The organism is Syntrophobacter fumaroxidans MPOB (genome assembly GCF_000014965.1).
GTDB lineage: Bacteria > Desulfobacterota > Syntrophobacteria > Syntrophobacterales > Syntrophobacteraceae > Syntrophobacter > Syntrophobacter fumaroxidans.
This window is the reverse complement of the sequence record NC_008554.1, coordinates 2291268-2303723: the sequence shown is the minus strand read 5'-3', so window position 1 is coordinate 2303723 and position 12456 is coordinate 2291268. Positions and strand designations below refer to the sequence as shown.

Annotated in this window: 17 protein-coding genes; all 17 read right to left on the bottom strand. The window is 63.8% G+C overall.

What is annotated here, in order from left to right; genetic code table 11:
- Positions 1–92: 92 nt before the first annotated feature.
- The 17 genes from SFUM_RS23135 to SFUM_RS09680 all read right to left on the bottom strand — a co-directional run bounded on the left by SFUM_RS23135 (position 93) and on the right by SFUM_RS09680 (position 12444).
- On the bottom strand, positions 93–239 hold the full coding sequence (locus SFUM_RS23135) for a hypothetical protein (protein WP_011698743.1): 147 nt from the start codon (positions 237–239) through the stop codon (positions 93–95).
- Between the two features lie 140 nt (positions 240–379).
- On the bottom strand, positions 380–772 hold the full coding sequence (locus SFUM_RS09755; RefSeq protein WP_011698742.1) for a hypothetical protein: 393 nt from the start codon (positions 770–772) through the stop codon (positions 380–382).
- A 61-nt stretch (positions 773–833) separates the two neighbouring features.
- Complete coding sequence (locus SFUM_RS09750; RefSeq protein ID WP_011698741.1) at positions 834–1766, bottom strand: phage tail tube protein; 933 nt, start codon at positions 1764–1766, stop codon at positions 834–836.
- The gene (locus SFUM_RS09745; RefSeq protein WP_041440242.1) at positions 1753–1944 is read right to left on the bottom strand and encodes a hypothetical protein; all 192 of its coding nucleotides are present in this window, start codon (positions 1942–1944) and stop codon (positions 1753–1755) included. Before SFUM_RS09745 ends, SFUM_RS09750 begins: the two co-directional genes overlap by 14 nt.
- A gap of 38 nt (positions 1945–1982) precedes the next feature.
- Complete coding sequence (locus tag SFUM_RS09740; protein WP_011698740.1) at positions 1983–2423, bottom strand: phage protein Gp37; 441 nt, start codon at positions 2421–2423, stop codon at positions 1983–1985.
- A 29-nt stretch (positions 2424–2452) separates the two neighbouring features.
- Entirely contained in the window at positions 2453–2884 is a 432-nt protein-coding gene (locus tag SFUM_RS09735; protein WP_011698739.1) for a gp436 family protein, read from the bottom strand.
- The gene (locus SFUM_RS09730; RefSeq protein WP_011698738.1) at positions 2865–3152 is read right to left on the bottom strand and encodes an HI1506-related protein; all 288 of its coding nucleotides are present in this window, start codon (positions 3150–3152) and stop codon (positions 2865–2867) included. Before SFUM_RS09730 ends, SFUM_RS09735 begins: the two co-directional genes overlap by 20 nt.
- Positions 3153–3309: 157 nt before the next feature.
- Positions 3310–4191: a Mu-like prophage major head subunit gpT family protein gene (locus SFUM_RS09725; RefSeq protein WP_011698737.1), complete on the bottom strand. Its 882-nt coding sequence runs from the start codon at positions 4189–4191 to the stop codon at positions 3310–3312.
- Between the two features lie 115 nt (positions 4192–4306).
- Complete coding sequence (locus SFUM_RS09720) at positions 4307–4702, bottom strand: hypothetical protein (protein WP_011698736.1); 396 nt, start codon at positions 4700–4702, stop codon at positions 4307–4309.
- 11 nt (positions 4703–4713) lie between these two features.
- Positions 4714–5793, bottom strand: coding sequence for a phage protease (locus SFUM_RS09715; RefSeq protein ID WP_011698735.1), 1080 nt, complete (start codon positions 5791–5793; stop codon positions 4714–4716).
- 52 nt (positions 5794–5845) lie between these two features.
- Entirely contained in the window at positions 5846–6352 is a 507-nt protein-coding gene (locus tag SFUM_RS21705; RefSeq protein ID WP_011698734.1) for a phage virion morphogenesis protein, read from the bottom strand.
- Positions 6353–6452: 100 nt separating this feature from the next.
- Positions 6453–7829 carry a phage head morphogenesis protein gene (locus SFUM_RS21700; protein ID WP_011698733.1) on the bottom strand — a complete coding sequence of 459 codons (1377 nt, stop codon included), beginning with the start codon at positions 7827–7829 and terminating at the stop codon, positions 6453–6455.
- Positions 7826–9574 (bottom strand): DUF935 domain-containing protein, encoded by a 1749-nt coding sequence (locus tag SFUM_RS09700; protein ID WP_011698732.1) that lies wholly within the window; start codon positions 9572–9574, stop codon positions 7826–7828. The genes SFUM_RS21700 and SFUM_RS09700 overlap by 4 nt, the downstream gene beginning before the upstream one ends.
- 56 nt (positions 9575–9630) lie before the next feature.
- Complete coding sequence (locus SFUM_RS09695) at positions 9631–11172, bottom strand: hypothetical protein (RefSeq protein WP_011698731.1); 1542 nt, start codon at positions 11170–11172, stop codon at positions 9631–9633.
- Between the two features lie 4 nt (positions 11173–11176).
- Positions 11177–11773, bottom strand: coding sequence for a hypothetical protein (locus SFUM_RS09690; protein ID WP_011698730.1), 597 nt, complete (start codon positions 11771–11773; stop codon positions 11177–11179).
- A 69-nt stretch (positions 11774–11842) separates the two neighbouring features.
- Positions 11843–12085 (bottom strand): hypothetical protein, encoded by a 243-nt coding sequence (locus SFUM_RS09685; protein WP_011698729.1) that lies wholly within the window; start codon positions 12083–12085, stop codon positions 11843–11845.
- Positions 12082–12444, bottom strand: coding sequence for a hypothetical protein (locus SFUM_RS09680; protein ID WP_011698728.1), 363 nt, complete (start codon positions 12442–12444; stop codon positions 12082–12084). The genes SFUM_RS09685 and SFUM_RS09680 overlap by 4 nt, the downstream gene beginning before the upstream one ends.
- Positions 12445–12456: the final 12 nt, after the last annotated feature.

Sequence of the window (12456 nt, the reverse complement as noted above, 5' to 3'; positions counted from 1 at the left end):
GTCGCTACGGCGCCACGTTTCGAAGCCTTGCGTGATTCCGGGTGTGAAACACGCGTGCCGCGTGCTTGCGCACGACGTGCCATCTCGGCTCCTCAGAACCCGCCCATCGGGCACGCCTGCCTGGCCCGGATCTTTTGCTTCAGCACCGCCAGGTCGAGCCAGAAACTGTAGGGGAAGGCGTCGGCCGCGAACGGAAAACCCGCCGCCTGGAGCGCGTGGACCGTGTAGAGCCGCTCCACGTAAGGCCCGATCTTGCGTTTGCGCTTCGAATTTTTCTCACATTTCGTGCAAAGAACCGGGAGGGTTCGCCCCTCGCAATCCTCGACCGTTTCGGGGTCGCACGTCTCCCGGAGCAGCTCGGCGATCTCGGCCTCGAGATCTATTCGTCCAAAGGGGCCTCAAGCTCGGCCTCCCGCGAAACGCCCGTGGATTCGAAGGCCGCCATCGCCACGGCGCACACCACATCCGGCGCGTTTTTCACGAGCTGCTCTTTCCAGTCATCGCGGTAATCGGGATCGGCCGGGTCGCTCGCGAACGGCCTGCCGTCGCATCCGAAGGTGCCCTTCTTGAAGCCGGTCAGGATGCGGGCGCCGTATTTGATGCGGTTTTCGATGATCCGGCTCATGAATTTCCGGCCGCGCCGCGCGAAGAGGCCGTTCTGGTAAGCGGCGATCTCCTCGGTGGTGGGGGGCCGGTAGTGCATCTCGTGGACGTCGCCGGAAACGCCGTCCTGGATTTCAACGATGTTTTTCTGTGCGGACAGGTCGCGCATGGGTTCTCCTTTCCTCTGCGAATCTTTGCGGCATCGGCTTACGTATCGGCCCGGAGCGGCATCAGGTGATGGTGATGCTCAGCTCGTCGTCGCCGTCGGTCATGGCCAGGGCGATGGGGACGGTGTAGGCCATGACGCCGTTGCGATCGGCGTAGGTCATGTCTCTCAGTTGGGCTTTCGGGCAGTTCACGGTCAGGATGTTCCCCTCCACGGTGCCGATGGGTCCGATGTTGAGGATCCTGGCCACGGCGTCTTCCCAGTTCGCCCAGAAGGGATGCGCGGCCTCGAGGACCGTCTCCGGATCGAAGGAGCCTTGAGGCTGCCTCCCCACGATTTCAAACCCGATGATCCCCGACGCCGAGTTGAGGGATTTTCGTTCCTTGACGTCGTTGTTGATGTCGATTTCGAGCTTGGTCGCAACGGCCGAGTAGCCGCCGAAGGAAAACCCGGCGCTCAGCACGGGAACGGGCTTCATGGCCGCGAAAGTCTGCGCCCCGGGCGCGGCGTCGGTGGGCGAGGCATAGAGGCCCTTCATGGTGAATTCGACCGTCGGGTACTTGCCCACCTCGAAGTTGAGCTTGAAGCTCCCGCGGCAGCCCAGGATCTTGTGGAAGATGCCGTCCATGTACACGTAGATCGCGCAGGATTCGAACCCGGCGGACACGGGGGCGTAGACGATTGAGGTGTTTGCCGTCACGGTTTCGGACATGCCGCAGGCGCGAAAGAGCGCCCCCGTCCAGCCGGTGTTGGGCAGGGTTCCCCGGGCCGTGGTTCCGTGCAGCTCCGTGCGGAAACTGAGCTCCACCTGGCGGATGCCGCGCATGAACATCAGGGGGCTCAGCGATGAGCGGATGAAGTCGCGCTCGATCACCTCGCCCTGGACCTTCAGGTCGACGTCGCTCACCAGGAGCGCGTTGTTTGCCGGCGTCGGAACGGGATCGACCCCGTAGGTCGCTTCCGGCTTGACGAGGATTACGGTTTTACGTGTGAGCATCGTCGGTTCCTTCCTTGCGGTTCACGGACGTTTTGTTTCCCGTGGCGTCGTCCGGGCTCGAAAAGCCGTTTTCCGGTTCCAGCGGGGTTCCATCGGCCTCGCGCCAATACTGGCCTCCGGAGCGGACTGAGATGTTCATTCCCTCCGGGGGGCGTTTCTTTCCATCCTTTGCCTTCATCCTGGCACTCCTTTTGCGGACCGCGCTTCACGGGTGATTCAAAGCGCGAACCGGCAGCGGGTTTCGAAACTGATGCCGTAGATCGAGAGGTTCCGGTCGCCGTCGATGGCCCGTTCGATTTTGGGCAAAAGGGGATCGATGCGGAGTCCGCAGTCCCGTCCGCTCAGGGCCACACGGACGGCTTCGAGCAAGCCGTAAACCCCGTTTTCGTCTCCGTGGCCGTGTCTTGCGGCTTCATCTCCCCTGGCGTTCCGGGTCATGACGAACACGTTGAAGAGCATGGTGCGATCCTGGACTCCGTTCATGCGGTGTTCGTAGCTTCCCTGTTCGTAGGCCACGAAGGCTGCCGGGAACAGGAGGGTTGCGTCCTCGATCTCCTTGAGCAGGAATTGGGCCAGGGAACCGCAGATTTTGAACCGAGGCTCCCGGCTCCGGAGCTCTTCGACGATGGCGTTTTCGATTTCGGCAATGGTGTGCATCGAGACTCCACGGAGAATTTTCGGGGACCCTAGAATCCCGTCAGGGTGTTCCGAGTGAACGCCCGGCGCGGGTTTTCCCCGGACATGCACGGCGCGTCGGATTCGGGCGGATTCCCTTCGGGGTCCCGGCGGCCGAGGGAGAGACGGCCCCCGGACACCTGTTCGAGAAACCGGAGCGCGTTCCGGTAGCGTTCCACCCGCATTTCCGGGACGTTTTCCCGCCGTCCGTAGAGGTTGTAGACGGCAATGTCGACCGCGGCCTTGCGCAGCATGGGAGGAACCGGGTCGAGCGGCACGGCGTATCGCGCGCCGACATGGGTGTCGATTTCTTCGCCGGCGTCCTCGATGGCCCGCTCCACGCGCGCCGCGTTCACCGTTCCCGTTCCCTCGTCGTCCGTGAGTTGGATGAGCTTCGATTCGTCCAACTGGTTCCTGATGTCGTCAATCGTGCAGTAAGCCATCGGGGTCGTCTCCCTTTCCGGAGCTCCTGCGCGCGGACTTTCGTGAAGGACCGCCGGTCGCCGGTTTCGAGTCGCAGTCAGGTGGGGAGTCGCCTGCCGAAGCCGGGCCGGTATCGTCTTTCACCGTTTCCACCCGCAGCATGGGTTCGGATTTCAACCGCTCCAGTTGCGCCGCGGTGAACCGGTCATCGGCATGGTCGGTCCATGCCGCCGGGTGGGCGATTCCGCACCGCCGAAATCCATCGTTGAAAGATTTGATGCGAATCACGATGTTCCTTTCCGGGCGGGGTGGAGTTCCCGCCCATGATGCAGCTCGAGCACAATCCGAGCCGTCCGGACCGTCATCCCCGCAAATCGCCGTAAACCCCGGGCGCGCGACGAAGCACGAAAAAGGCGACGGCTCGACCGGATTCTTCGGCGGCTCGTCAAGCCAGCCAGGGAACGACGGCCAGTTCAGCGGTGCCGTACCATGGATTTCCGGCTCCCGCGGCGTCGTTGATCACTTTCAGCACCGAACGCCCGGCGCTTTCCAGCGTCGGAGGCACCACCAGGTGCGTCGGCGTGATCCCGAGGGGCACGCCGTCCTCGTTTTTCAGGCCCATCATGGCGGCCCGGGCCACGGCGTAGTTGGCCGCGGTGAGCGTCTCCCGGGAAGCATAGGCCAGCTGCCACAGGCCGAAGCCGACGTTCTTGCGGTCATCCACGCCATAGCGGTACTTTCGGCGCATGAAAACGTTCTCGTTGCCGGGGTCGTCCAGGGCGACCAGTTCGGGGCGCTTGCGGATCTGGAGGATGATCGGTTTCATGGGACGCGAGAGATCCATGAGAAACCAGGCGGTGCCCGAGCCGCCGCCGAAGTTGGAGACACTCCCGCCCGCCGAGGGGTGATCCGTATCGAAGAAGTACTGACCGTCGTAGCAGGTTGTCGAGAATCCCTTCCCCAGCAGGTCGAACACCAGGAGATCGGGATGCCTGCGGGCCGCATCGGCCAGTTGCAGGATTCTCGGGCGGTGGATGCCGATCCGGTCGTCTTCGACGTCGTTGCGATCGACTTCGATGGTGGCTTCGAAGTCCTTGTTCACGATGGCGTAGTGGAACGCGGAAAGGTCCCGGATCACCCGGTTGCCCACCCATTCCTTCATCATGGGGAGATCGCCGAGCCAGTCGTAGTTTTCTTCCCGGGCTTCGCTGGGCACTTCCATGGCCACCAGGGGCCACTGGCTGGGAGCCGCGGTGTCCCAGGCCTCGCTGAAAATCGTCCGGAAGGATTTGTAGATGCCTTGAAGATTCGCTTGATTGACGATCATTTCGTCTCCTTCGTTTTAAGGGCCTCGGGGTTTCCCCCGGGCTCTGCCGCCCGCCGCGGGCGAAGGGGGCTTGGCGGGGACGTCGAATCCTCCGTCCCCGCGTCCCCCGCCGCCGCTACTGAATTTCGACCCACACGCCGTCGGATTCGATTCCGATGCATCGGCCGGCGACGATGGAATTGGTGCCGCCGGTGGCGGCCACCGTCTCGTCGTCTTCGACGTAGACGCTGGATCCGACGCCGGAGAGCCCCACCGCGTGAGTGCTCGAATTGCGGTACTTGAAGGCCATCTTGCGGCAGGCCGTCACCAGAAGGTCTCCGTTCTGGCCGCCGGAATTGTCGGCGCGCATATCGGCCCTGCCCATGACCTTGAGTCCCGGGCTGTCGGCTGCTTCGACGGCGTAGCCGGAAGCATTCACCGCGACCATCTTTCCCGCTTCGATGAGCGTTCCCGCCGCAACCGGCAGCGGGATGAGGTCCCCGTCCTGCATTGGTGTCTTGCGATCCGCCATGATTGCACCTCCTAGAGTTCGTCTTTCGGACCGAATTTTTTCCACGTTTCCGCGCTGATCCCCATCATCCGGTTGATGATCGTCTGCTCCCCGTCGGAGGATGCGGGACCGCCCGGGCGAACGTCGCCGATGATGTCCAGGGATTCGGTGCGCACCACTCGCGGGGCCTTTGCCGTGAACAGTCGAAACCCGGCGGGATCCCGCAGGGCGTATGTTTGCGCCCATTCCTTCTGGGCCGGGGTGATCTTGCCTTCCCGCAAGGCTGCCGCAACCAGGTCGTCCCGATCGTGTTCGGCCAGTTTGCGTCGGAGCTCGGCCACCTCAACGCCCAGGTCCGGCCTTTGTCTCAGGGCGTGAATGGACGCGATGACTTCGCCGGCGCCCGCATCCCCGGGGAGCTCGAGCACACGGCGAACGTCCGCGCAGGCGACGCAAGCGGAGCCGGTTCCGGAGTTTTCCACGAACGCTCCGGAAGCCGCGGCGGTCTGCCGGGCCGGCTTTTCCACAGCTTCAGTCACATCCTGCTCCTGCGCCCCTTCGGGCGGTCCCAATGGTTTTGCGTTCCTCTCGAGATACATGCCTTCCTCCGTTCGTGTTGACGTTGATGTCAGGGCGAGCTGCGGTTCGGCGTCGATCCGGGCCACGATCGGCCGGAGGCGGTTCAACCGCGGGGCGTTGGTGAGAGCCACCCGAAGCAGCTCCATCAGCCGCCGGTCCGTCCTGGACACAAGAAAGACGGGCGAAAAGTAGCGGTACTCCCGGTTGGCCAGGTATTCTCCGGCTCTTTCAGTCCATTCGACCCTCGCCCACAGGCCGTCTTCGCCGCGGTTCTCCAGCGCCTTGATCCAGCCCGCCGCCGGCGCGGGGTTTCCTTCTTCGGTCTGGTGTTCGTAGTCGACCACCATGTCCAGGCCTCTTGCCCGGAAACGGTCGACCACCCGGTCCATGGCGGCGTCATCGACAATGACGGGATCGTCGCCTTCGATACTCACCGGTCCATGCGGGAAAACCTGGAACGCACCGGGGACGGCCGTCGCGCCGTCGCCGGACAGCGCGGCGGTCAGCTGCTGCAACAGGGTAGCCTTGTTCATCGAGCGTCTCCTCCGGGGTTTGGATGTAAGCCCGCGTGCAGCCGGGGCGCAATCAATGCTGGGCGAGATAAGCCGCCACGAGGGTGCGCAGCTCCCCCCAATCCCTCAGTTTCAGCCCCAGGTAGGGACGGGCGGGAATCCCGGACGGGCGCGGACTTCCTTTGGAACCCCGGCCCTTTTTTCCCGCTCGACCGATCGTTTTGGAAACCATTTGCGCCGTCCCGCCCGACAGCGGTCCGCCACTCCCGAACTGGTGGACCGGTCCGTACACCACCGGCGTTCCAATCCGGACCTCTTTGGCCGAAACCTGCACGTTGATGGAATTTCTCAGGGTGCCGGTGTCGATGAGGGTTTTGCCTCCGGACCGACGTACTCTGTCGGAGGGCCTCCACGCGCCGCCCTCCGGGCCCTTGCCCTCATCGAAGCTCTGCATCGCCCGGGCGTGGACGATCTCTCCCAGTTGCCGCAGCACCGGCGAGAGGTCGAGGAGCATCTCGTGGAGCGTGTGCATCCGGAGCTTGATGCGCCTTTCATCGATAGTGATGCTGACGTGAGCCATCGAACCGTACTCCTTCCTTCGGGGCGCTGCGCGCGGCGTCGCTCGCCTCGATCGAGTCGTTTCCCCGTGGTTTTCACTCCGTTCCCCGCCACGATACCCCTCACAGCTCGTCCATCAGCTGCTCCCACAGCCAGAACAGCCGGATCAACTCCCCGAACGGCCGGTCCGCGGCGATGTCCGGCTTCTTCTCGTGAACCATGGCCCAGAAGCGCTCGGAGAGGTTTTCGGCGTTCTCGGAGAGGTTCAGCTCCGTGATGAGCTTCTTCTCATCGGTTTCGTCGATGTCGAGCTTGCGCAGAACGGCCCGCAGGTGTTCGACCCAGGCGGAGTAGGTGCCCGGTGCCCGCGAGCGCGACTCGGTGAAGGGCGAGAGCCTGCATTCCAGGTTGAGCGCCCGGGCGGCTTCGGCCAGATAGTGCCTGGCCCACAGGTCGTTTACGGCTTCCTTGATCGCCGAGTAGTCCGGATCGGAGTTGTACCGCTTGATGTCGACGGGATGTCCGAGGTGATGTCCGAATTCGTGAATCAGGAGGCGGAACGCGTCGATTTCCGCTTCCGTCCGGATCGCGCCGATATTGAGGATCCAGCGGATTCGATCATAGACGCCTTCGGGAAGAGCGATTTCCCCCGTCCTGGGGTTGCTCCACCCCGTTACGCCCTCTCCGGGGAGCGGCGCAATAGTAAGCGGGTTTCTTGAGGCCGTGATCCCGGTCTGGGCGAATCCGTCGCGCAACCGCGTGAGATCCTCCTCGAGGGAGGGGATGTCCCAGGGGCGCCCGATCATGTCCCGGGTGATGAGCCCGCGAGCTTCCGGGCCGTACCGCGCAAGATCCGGCTGCCAGCGGACCATTCCGGGGTTGAAATCGAATCCCGGGTCCGGACCGTGGGGTGGCGCCTCGTTTTCGAGCGGCAGCTTCATCCGTTCGAACCGGTCTTCCGAAAGGCTTCGCACGGTACACCTGCAGTTGAACCCGTTCGGGGGGTACCAGGCGTTCCAGAACGGGTGGTCGAAACGATATACCTTGCCGTTGAGAGCGGCGTGGAGCGGCCTCGTGCGATGGTCGCCGACGGCATCGTACATCCAGTAGGGACGCACGTGGGCCGTCTCGACGAGTTGTTTGAAGCGCCCGGCCTGGTAGGCTGACTGCAGGTTCGTGCGGTAGATGGTTTCAAGGCGCGGGCCGGTCAGAGCCCCCGGCGGCCTGTCCCGTTTTTCGCTGAACCAGCCTTTTGCGGCCAGCAGCCGGGACAGCCCGGATTTGAACTGCTGAATGGAAGTGCCGTCCGCGACGGCTTTGCCCACCGCCTTGCGGATGTCCTCGAGGACATCGATCGCGGTGACCCGGGCCACGGTAAAGGCGTGAACGTGTTCGGACGCCCAGACGTCCCGCCAGGAATCGGGGGAGACCACGATGTTCTTGGCGTTGAAGAATTCGATGGCTTCCGTGAACGGGAGCAGTTCCGGGAAAGCTTTCATGATCGGGATTCCTCCGCGGCGGTGAGGTAACCCAGGAGGTTGGCCGCGAAAACGGCCCGGTGAAGGGCTTCTTGCAGCCGCGCCGTATGAAGCGTGTCGTAGCCCGCGTACACGGACTCGAGAAGCTCCTCGTAGGAGCCCGCCTCCTCGATTGCCGTGAAGATCGCATCGAATAGCGGCGCCAACGGCGATTCACCCCGGTTCATGCGGTCGGCCATGGCGTCCACGGATTCCTGCCCGGGGTCGCTTGCGCCCGCGGGGGAATCGTTTGCCGTCGCGGGAGGCGATGAGCCTTGCGACTCCGTTGAGGACGACGGCTCGAGGGGCTCCGTGCCGAGTGTGCCGGAAGCTGGAGCGAAGCGGAGTGCCGATGCGCGGACCGGCTGCCGTGCATCCGGCGGCAGGGCGGATCGAAGCTTCGCGTCGCCCTTGGGTGCGCCCTCCCGAATGCCGGGGCCCCGAGCGCCGTTCATGTCCGGGTTCTTGAGCGGGGCTGCAAGAGGTTTTTCCCCGGGTTTTCGAACGGGGACCTTGAATCGTTGGCTGAGATGTTCCTGGCTCAGGTCGAAGCCCATTTCGGCGAGAATCCGGTAGGTTTCGGCGGCGGCCCGCAGGTCTTCGGGCGGCTCGAAGAGGAAACCGAACCGCGGCACGGGCGCATCCCATCCGTAATTGAAACCGACCAGCGGTCCGAGGAGCTGCTGGGTGATTGTTTTGCCGAGCGCTCTGCAGTCGGCGGCGACGAGATCGTGGCGGACTTCGCCGTGTACCCGGCCCAGGGCATAGGAGCCCGTTCCGCCCGGGCTTCCGGCTTCGCTGGTGAGCGTCTGGCCGAGAACGGCCTTGGACGTCTGCGCGTCACAGAACCGGGCCAGGCTTTCGTATACGTTCTGCGAGGACGATCGTTGCGTTTCGATGAATTCGATTTCCGTGGACTTGGAAATGACGCCGGCGGCGTCCGTTCCCAGAGACCTCACGGCCTGGACGAGCGCTTCGCGGTCCATCCGGCTCGCCCCCGGTTCGTAGCGGCCGATGCGCAAGGGCATCCCGTAGATCTCGGCGAAAGCCACCCAGTCTTTTATCGAGTAGTTCTTGAAAAGATACATCCAGGCGCACACCCGCATGAGGCCGCTGCGCGTGTCATGACCGGATCGAGCCTTGTAGCGGTGATAGACGAACTTGAAGGGCGGAGGGTCGATGCCGCGAACGGGTTCTTCGACGGTGAGGATCCGCGGCGAGACCGAGTCCCAGAAGGTCACCTTCTTGGGATGAACCCAGCGCAGGCCGCGGATGCGGCTTTGCCCCGCGGATGTCTCCCAAAGAATTTCCATCGTGCTGTACCCCTTGGCCAGAGCATCGAGGAGGTCCAGGACATGCTCCTCGAAGTCCGTAAACCCCTCGAGAAAGTCACGGCAGAAGGCGGCGGTTTCACGCGCCCGTGCGGTTTCCGTGCGAGGGGTCACCTCCCACGGAAGACCCTGGACCGCGAGTTTGCGCACCTGGAACTGGGAGGCCAGGTGGGCGTCCTTCTCCTCCATTTCCTCGAAAAGCTCGGCCTGGCGAAGCATGTCTCCATGGTCAGCCTCGCGAAATATCCGGGCGAGGCGTTCCGGGGTCAGACCGTTCGACGGATAATTGCTCCACCGGTCCCGAACTTGAACCACGGCGAGCTCATGGACGTCCGGGCGCCGGGTGGCGGACGTTTCAACCGGTCTTCCCAATGCATCGTAGATGACCACCGACACGGCATGCTCCTTCGAAGGAAAGTTTGACCGTCTTCATACTTTCAAGCGACGGGCCGTCACCAGGCGCCTCGCGACGCCGCGAATCGCGTTTCCGCAACGCTCTCGTACTCAATTTCGCCGCCGTCGCCGCTGCGGGCGGCACTCCAGGCGAGGGCGCAGGCGACGGCGGCGTCCCCGTGCCGCTGCCCGCCGTCCCGCCCCCGCGTGCGATATCGTTCGGGCACTTTCGCCACCCCGCGCTCCAGGCGGATTGCGCGCAAGTCGTCGAGAATGTCCGGGTCTTTGGGGATGACGATGGATTTGTCCTCGAAGGCCGACCGGAAGGACGGCATGTGCTCGAGGTACCACTTGTCGGAGAGCATCACCTGGCGGATGCGGCCCGCGCCGTAGCGCTGCATGGCGACTTCGGCCAGGTAGTGGCCGTTGCCGCGCGCATCCAGCGCCGCGGCGCGGAAGCGGGGGAGCCGGTCGATGATGAAGAAAAGGATCTGTTCCTGCTGCCGGAACGGAACGTTTCTGATTTCGGCGATGAATGGCGTGCGGAACTTGAAGCCGGGCTGTTCCTGGAGCGGGACGATGGCGGTGAGGTCCCCTGTGCGGCCGAAATCCTCCCCGCACCAAGTGGCGAAATTTTCGGGGAGGTCTCGAAGCGCCGGGCCCAGCAACCCTTCGCACCAGTCCCTGGTGTCGGCCTGGCGTACGGATTCGCCGAGCTCCGCGAAATCGGTCCGGCATGCCCAGCGGAAAACCGGAACGGTTTCATCCATGCAACCCTCGATGACCGCCCGCGCCAGGAAGAGGCCGGAGCCCCGGCTGGGCGCGCAGAACAGCTCCTCTTCGGCGTCTTCTCCATAGACCCTCACCAGTTCCTCGCGCCACTCGGATTCGGCTTCGGACGACCAGGGCGTTCCGAGCTTCAGGCAGATGCGGCGGTGGAGCCCTTCGGCGAGGGCGTCGTCGAGGGTGATGCGGTGGAGGCTGTAAGGCTTGCGGCCGGACCGAATGTCCTTGACCAGTTCGTTGAAGGGATTGTCCTCGCCGTTGTGGGTGCTGATGACCGCCACTCGGCCTCCCCACATGAGCAAAGCGATGGCGGCTTTGAGCAGCCCGGGGAGGTCGTCGTGGAAGGCGGCTTCGTCGATCACCACTTTGCCCTGCTTGCCGCGCAGGTTGCTGGGCCGGCTCGACAGCGCCGTCACGCGGCGGCTCGAAGCGAACTTGATGCGAAAGGCGAGGATGTCCCGGTCTTCATCCCTGACGAGATCTTCCTCGAGAGCCGAGGCGGCCAGCCGGTACTGTCTTACCCAGAAGGCGGTGTCATGGATGAATTCGAGGGCCATGTCCTTGTTGTACCCGATGTACCAGACGTCCATGCCGTTTCGGGATGCGGCGGTGAGTGCGTCGTCGGCGGCTTCCGACCAGGAAAGCCCGACGCGTCGTGATTTTTCGCAGATTTTCACCGGGCTTCGGTCCGAGATCCAGCGTTGCTGATAGGGAAGCAGGACCGGAGGCGGGCCGTCGAAAGCGGAGCAGGGTGGCGAGGCGGCGTGGAGGCCATGGGAGGCAAGGGATGCGCGGGAAGTGCGTTCGGCGTTCATGGGGCTATCCTTCCTCCCGCAGGCCAAGGATCTTGCGGCGGATTTCGTCCGCCGTGTCCGAGGACAGGCCGGATGATTCGGAGGCAGGGGTTTCCGCGGGCCGGACCGTTTTCATGGATTCCAGGAGGCGGATGGCGGCGATGAGCTCCTTTACGGCTTTGAGTGAAACCGCGTCGGGTTGGGCGAGAAGGATGTTGAGCTTCCTCTCGACGGCGTCGCGCAATGCCTCGGCGGCTTGCGCGGGGGTTTCGATGTCCCGTTTCCCCTCCTCGGGGGTGCAGGCGAACGACGGGGCGTCTCCGGCGCGTTCCCGGGCGGCCGTCGTTTCCATGCGGGCCACGGCGTTCACGAGGTGCGGGTCGAGGCTTTCGAGTGCCTTTTCCACCAGCCGTTGCCGCAGCCGCGTGGTGTTGCGCCTTATTTCAGCCAGAGAATGCCGATACTCTCGACGGAGCTCCGCCCACTTGGACGCGGACGACCACTTTGTCACGACGCTGACGGAGACCCCCAGCAGGGCCGCAATCCGGGGTATGCACATGCCCTCGGTGACGTAAAATGTTTCCGCGCGGTCCCTGACTTCCCAGGAGTGCACTCTCGTCATGGCTGCCTCGACGGTTGCGGTGCGTTCATTCCCGTATTGGAGGTGATGATCCGATCCCCGACGGTCAACCTATCGGCCAAGGGTCTTTCTGATCAGCGCCATTTCGGCGATCGCCTCGCGGCACTGGACCTGCAAGTCGGCGAATTCAAGCGCAAGGGCCGCGAGTTTTTCACCGTCCAGGTCTTCCACCGTTTCGAACGGGTCCAGGACGTCGCGCAGGGAGTCCCTGAGCCCCCTCAGCCGAAGCCTGAGCCGTTCGGCCTCGAGACGTCTTTCCTCGAGTCTTCCCAGGAACTTCAGCCGTTCGTTCATGGCTCCACTCCTGTGGCGTATTTTTTCAGTCTCACCATGGGACAGAACTGATTCCGGTTGATGTCGTCCGTGACCCGCTGCCACGCCTGGGTGTTGATCGTGACGACGTCCTTGAGATTCCCCGCCAGGGACAAATAGTCCCGGACCAGGTCCGCGTTGTTCTCGTACATGCGCCGGATCTCCTGCATCCCTTCCTCGTACATGCGGCGCTGCTCGATCATGTCCTCCCGGTACTGCTTCAGGGTGCGCTCGTGGGACTTCTCGCTGAAGGCCCAAATGATCAGGACGATCCCCGGTATGCCGAAGTTCGAGACGAGCTTGATCACCGCGTCCATCGCGATCCCGTCCATGCCTGTCATGTCGTTCGCCTT